Here is a 4,938-nt window from a genome sequence, read left to right on the forward strand (position 1 = left end):
GACGAGTGCTCGTGCGACGGAAGCATCGCTATTCATCCTTTCCTGAGAATCCGTCGAACCGTACCGACCGCTGGCGTGACATCTACAGGCGCTACGGTCGATGTGCGTCGTCCTATCTCGACTGAGGTCATCCGACGACAGCCATCATCCGAACAGACACGACGCCCCGGCTCCTTCGCAGGAACCGGGGCGTCGTTGCGCACGGGACGAACCGCGGCGGCTACTTCACAAAGAGCATGTCGCGGTACGTGGGCAGCGGCCAGTAGTCGTCCGGGACGATCTTCTCCAGGCGGTCCACCACGCCGCGGACGGCGGTCATCGCGGGGATGATGTGGTCGTGCATGTGGTGCGCCTTGGAGTCCAGGTCCTCGCCGCCCAGCTCCTCGTTCTGCTCGGTGAGCGTGCCCAGCGCGTCCGCCAGCTCGTCCACCAGCCCGTTGAGCTGCTTGATGATGCGGGTGAGGCCGGTGGACTCCAGCCCCAGCTCCTTGGAGCGGCCCGCGGCGGCGAGCAGGTCGTTCAAGTAGCGCAGCGCGGCCGGGAGCACCATGGTGCTGGCGATGCTGGCCGTGGTCTCGCCCTCGATGTTGACCGTCTTGAAGTACTGGTCCAGCGCCACCTCGTGCCGCGACTCCATCTCGCGGTGCGACAGCACGCCGTACTTCTCGAAGAGCGCCAGGTTCTTGTCGTTCACCAGGTTGGGCAGCGCGTCCAGCGTGGAGCGCAGGTTGAGCAGGCCGCGCTTCTCGGCCTCGGCGTGCCACTCGTCGCTGTAGCCGTCGCCGTTGAAGACGATGCGCTTCACGCGGCGGATCTCGGCGGTGAGCAGCGCCTCCAGCGCGTCCTCGAAGCTCTTGCCCGCCGCGATCTCGGCCTCGAGCTGCGTGCACATCTCGTCCACCGACTCGGCGACGATGGTGTTGAGCACCGTAGCCGGGAACGAGACCGACTGCGACGAGCCCAGCGCGCGGAACTCGAACTTGTTGCCGGTGAAGGCGAACGGCGAGGTCCGGTTGCGGTCGCCCGCGTGCTGCGGCAGGTGCGGCAGCACCGGCGTGCCCAGGCCCATCAGCCCGCCCTGCTTGCTGGACGTGGCGCTCCCGCTCTTCTCGATCTGGTCGAACACGTCCGCGAGCTGGTCGCCCAGGAAGACGGAGATGATGGCCGGCGGCGCCTCGTTCGCGCCCAGGCGGTGGTCGTTGCCCGCGTACGCCACGGCCGCGCGGATCAGGTCCTGGTGCCGCTCCACCGCGCGGAGCACGGAGGTGCAGAAGAAGAGGAACTGCATGTTGTCGTGCGGCGTGTCGCCCGGCTCCAGCAGGTTGGCCTGGTCGGTCCCCATCGACCAGTTCAGGTGCTTGCCGCTGCCGTTCACGCCCGCGAAGGGCTTCTCGTGCAGCAGGGCCACCAGGCCGTGCTTACGGGCGGCCTTGCGCAGCGCCATCATCATCAGCTGCTGGTGGTCGCAGGCGATGTTGGCGTTCTCGTAGATGGGCGCCATCTCGAACTGGCCGGGCGCCACCTCGTTGTGCCGCGTCTTCACCGGCACGCCCAGGCGGTAGAGCTCGTGCTCCACGTCCATCATGCAGGCCAGCACGCGGTCCGGGATGGAGCCGAAGTAGTGGTCCTCCAACTCCTGCCCGCGCGGCGGCTTGGCGCCGAAAAGGGTGCGCCCGGACGTCATCAGGTCCGGCCGGCGGAAGTAGAACTCCTCGTCGATGAGGAAGAACTCCTGCTCCGGGCCGCACGTGGCCATCACCCGCTTGCCCTGCACGCCGAAGAGGCGCAGAGCGCGGCTGGCCTGCTGGTCCAGCGCGTTGATGGAGCGCAGCAGCGGGATCTTCAGGTCCAGCGCGTCGCCCGTCCACGAGGCGAACGCGGTGGGGATGGAGAGGTAGCACCCCGCCGGCGTCTCCACGATGAAGGCGGGCGAGGTGGGGTCCCACGCCGTGTAGCCGCGGGCCTCGAACGTCGCGCGCAGCCCGCCGGAGGGGAACGACGACGCGTCGGGCTCGCCCTGGATCAGCTCCTTGCCGCTGAACTCGGCCACGGCGCCGCCGCCCACGTTGGGCGTGATGAACGAGTCGTGTTTCTCGGCCGTGGAGCCGGTGAGCGGCTGGAACCAGTGCGTGTAGTGCGTGGCGCCCTTCTCCAGCGCCCACTCCTTCATGGCGAGCGCCACCGCGTCCGCCGCGGCGGGGTCGAGCTGCGTGCCGTCGTTCAGCGTGGCGACGAGGGCCTTGTACACGGGCTTCGGAAGACGCGCGCGCATCTCCGAGAGGCCGAAGGTGTTCTCGCCGAAAATGGCTTCCATGTCCATCGGCTTGCGGGCGGTGCCTGCGCCGTTGATGGCGTCGGAGGCCCAGCTCTTGGCTGCGGCGAGGGTGTCGAAGCGGGCGGTCGGCTTGGGCATTGGCCAGGTCCTCGGGTTCCGGGTGAGCTGCGAACGGGCGACTTGTGAACGCTTCTGCTGGCGGACGGGCCGCCCCTACGCGCCGGTCTCGGCGGGGCGCGTGCCCAGCCGGAGTCGGTTGGTTTCCTTCAGGGTCGACAGGACGATGCTGGTGGTGGTCCACTGCACGCCCGGCCACGACTGGATCTCGGCGAGCAGCGCCTCCAACGTGGAGGTGCTCTCCGTGCGGATCTTGAGCAGGTGCGAGCCCTGCCCCGTCACCGAGTGGCATTCCAGGATGGCGGGGTGCTCCCCCGCGCGGTCGCGGAACGCCGGGTAGAACTGCGAACCGCTCATCCCCACGAAGATGAAGGCGGTCACATCCCACCCCACCTTGCGCGGGTCCAGCACCACGGTGAAGTGCCGGATGATGCCGCGCTCCTCCAGCTTCCGCAGCCGTTCGCCCACCGCGGGCGACGAGAGGCCGACCGCCTGCGCCAGGTCGTGCTGCGAGACGCGCCCGTGCTCCTGGAGCAGGTCCAGCAGCTGGAGGTCGATGTCGTCGATCCGGGCCGGTGCGCTCATACCTTACTTTCTAAAGTCACTACGCGTGTCCACTAAATTTCATTAGGAAGATACGACTGATCGCCTGCGTATGCAAGAGGCGTGCACCGCCGTGTACCGACAGCAGCGCGAACGTGCGACCAGCGACGCCGCCCCGTCGGTATCTGGGGCATCTGCCCACGGCGTCTCCTCGCATCCTGGCCTGAGGGCTTCGGGTTCGGATGACGAACCTCGTGCTCCACTCCCGCCATCTAAAACCTTCGTGGCAGGACGGGATATGAGCGATGGATTGGGCTCCACAGAATACGTATACTGGTTCCTTGACGTCCTTTTCTAACCTTCAACAGCATCTTTGGAGACGTGGACTCATGCACAAAGTTCTTGACGGGCCAGTTCGAGCTACACTATCCTGGTCGGGCAGGCCAATCCCTCACCCCTTTGTCTGGAGGACAACCATGCTGCCACACGAACTGCCGGGAACTGGGCTGGAGACGTTCGATCCGTATCAGGATCCCACGATGGCGGCGGCGGCCGCGCTCTACGGGGGCGCGCCGCACTGCCCGTTCGATGGGCAGGGCAACTACCTCTGCATCTGCGCCGAGATCTGATGCGGTGAACGCGGTCCGCAGGATGCCGCGCGCTGCGGCATCCTGCGGGCCCGACCGGCTTTCCTTCCCCGACCACCACCAAGGCATCCGCATGGAATCCAACGCCGAGCAGCCTGCCGGCCCGCCCCGGGCGCGGGTGGTCGTGCTGGAGGCACCCCGTGGCGCCGCGCGCCGGGCACGCCTGGAGCGCTGGGCCGCCGCACGCCGGCGCGGCGGCCAGGCCTGGCTGCTGCCGTGCGACACGGAGACCGGTGGCGTCTGGGCGGGGGTCGAGGAATGGATCGGCGATCTCCTGCCGGGCTTGGAGAGCGCTGCGCCGGACCTTTTCCTGGCGCACGACGGCGAGCTGACGCAGGTGGTGCCGGCGCTGCGCACCCGCGTCCGCCCCCGCCACGTGAGCCTCACCGACGCGTCCAACAAGGACGAGGCGGTGCGGAACTACGCCGCCGACCGGGTGAAGCGCATCCCGCACGGCGTGATCGACCTCCTGGCCGCCTGGCACGCACGGACCGGCGGCGGACGCTGGGCCGTGGCGTGCGACGATTTCGACCGGCGCGGCCCCATCGCGAGCCACTTCTTCCGCCACCTGCTGCGCCGCAAGGGCACGGAGCTCGGCCTGACCATGGTGGTGGCGGTGGACCCCGGTGCAGGCGACGAGACCGCGCGCGAGCTGGAGCCGTTCGCGCGCGTGCGGCGGGTCCGCCTGGACCTGGCGGAGGGCGGCGGGCCAGAGCCGGAAGCGGCGGAAGCGGAGAGCCGGGCGGCCGAGATGGAGGCGTGGGTGAAGACCGACACGCTCCACATCCGGATGCACGCGCACACCCTTGCGCGGCTGTGGGAACGGGCCGGCCGCGCGGACCGCGCCACGTACTGGCGCATGGCGCAGCTCGGCATCCTGACGCAGCTCGGCTACTACGAAGACGCTCTCCGGCTGGCGCCCGCGGTGGAGCGCGACATGGCGCTCTTCGACGGCACGGACGCGCCGTACCGCCGCGCCGCCGTGGTGAACAAGCTCTACACCGTCTACCTCACCGCGGGCCGCGTGGACGCCGCGCGCGACGTGCTCCAGCGGGAGGGGCTGGACCGCCTCGCGGTACCCGAGGAAAGGGCGCACGCGCTCTACCAGATGTCCATGCTGCACGCGCGCTTCCTGCCCGCGCGCGACCTGCCCCTGGCCGAGCGCTACCTGCACGAGGCTTTGGAAGAGATCGAGCGGGCCGACCTTCCACCGGACGAGCGCCACTTCCACACCGTCTTCCTCCTCAACGGCTTGGCCTACGTCCGCGTCCGCGAAGGCCGCCCCGCCGAGGCCGTGGAGATGACCACGGCCAACTATGCGCGGCTGGACGACCACCTCCCGGCCGAGCGGCACCG

The 4,938-nt window shown here is 69.0% G+C and carries 4 protein-coding genes; 2 read left to right on the top strand and 2 right to left on the bottom strand.

Annotated elements, in window-relative coordinates; genetic code table 11:
- Window positions 1-220: 220 nt before the first annotated feature.
- On the bottom strand, window positions 221-2,413 hold the full coding sequence (locus VFE05_04545) for a glutamine synthetase III (GenBank protein ID HET6229326.1): 2,193 nt from the start codon (window positions 2,411-2,413) through the stop codon (window positions 221-223).
- A gap of 75 nt (window positions 2,414-2,488) precedes the next feature.
- Window positions 2,489-2,977, bottom strand: coding sequence for an Lrp/AsnC family transcriptional regulator (locus VFE05_04550; protein ID HET6229327.1), 489 nt, complete (start codon window positions 2,975-2,977; stop codon window positions 2,489-2,491).
- A gap of 434 nt (window positions 2,978-3,411) precedes the next feature.
- Here VFE05_04550 and VFE05_04555 point away from each other — a divergent pair, with 434 nt between their 5' ends.
- Together VFE05_04555 and VFE05_04560 are read left to right on the top strand one after the other, a co-directional pair.
- The gene (locus VFE05_04555; protein HET6229328.1) at window positions 3,412-3,564 is read left to right on the top strand and encodes a hypothetical protein; all 153 of its coding nucleotides are present in this window, start codon (window positions 3,412-3,414) and stop codon (window positions 3,562-3,564) included.
- A 91-nt stretch (window positions 3,565-3,655) separates the two neighbouring features.
- Window positions 3,656-4,938, top strand: a 1,283-nt coding sequence (locus VFE05_04560; GenBank protein HET6229329.1) for a hypothetical protein, incomplete at its 3' end; no start/stop codon positions are given.

Source organism: Longimicrobiaceae bacterium (assembly GCA_035696245.1).
Classification (GTDB): Bacteria; Gemmatimonadota; Gemmatimonadetes; order Longimicrobiales; family Longimicrobiaceae; genus DASRQW01.

Coding starts and splice junctions, on each gene's coding strand:
- VFE05_04545 (HET6229326.1), bottom strand. CDS start 2,413: ATGCCCAAGCCGACCGCCCGCTTCGACACCCTCGCCGCAGCCAAGAGC.
- VFE05_04555 (HET6229328.1), top strand. CDS start 3,412: ATGCTGCCACACGAACTGCCGGGAACTGGGCTGGAGACGTTCGATCCG.
- VFE05_04550 (HET6229327.1), bottom strand. CDS start 2,977: ATGAGCGCACCGGCCCGGATCGACGACATCGACCTCCAGCTGCTGGAC.